This window comes from Vibrio sp. 811, assembly GCF_033339195.1.
The window spans coordinates 1-525 of sequence record NZ_JAWOUB010000914.1; the positions used below are offsets into that span (position 1 = coordinate 1).

At 45.7% G+C, this 525-nt stretch carries 1 protein-coding gene; it reads right to left on the reverse strand.

Annotated features, from left to right (window positions below):
* The coding region (locus R7Q46_RS30095; RefSeq protein WP_318078708.1) for an efflux RND transporter permease subunit at positions 1-525 on the reverse strand (525 nt) is incomplete at both ends.

Genomic DNA, 525 nt, shown 5'->3' on the forward strand with positions numbered 1-525 from the left:
TTATCGCTCGATCCAGTGCGAGTGTAGACACTTTCAAACTCATCATGACCCAGCATGACCTTTTCAATTTCTCGCATTACGATATCTTTCTCATTAATGGAAAGATCCCCGTAAGAGCGTACTTTTACGGTGAAAAATGGCGGGTCGACTTCAGGGAAAAACTCAGCTCCTAACCCCGCTTTACTGTAAGTAAATCCAACACCACCCGCCAGCAATACCGCGCTCAGCAGCACTTTCCAAGGATGTTGAATCGCCACAAACAAGGTTTTGTAATAAAGCTTGGTAATTCCTGTCGCTTTCTCAAAGTTTCCGTTGTGTAGCTCCACCATTTCTTGTTGGGCTTTAGGATTGATAACCTGAGGTTTACCAATAATGCCGCCAATAACAGGCACAAATAGCAAAGCCATCACCAATGACGCCGCTAACGTCGCGATTAGCGTTAACGGTAAGTACTTCATAAACTCACCGGTAATATCCGGCCAAAAAAGAAGCGGAGCAAATGCCGCCAACGTAGTCGCGGTAGAG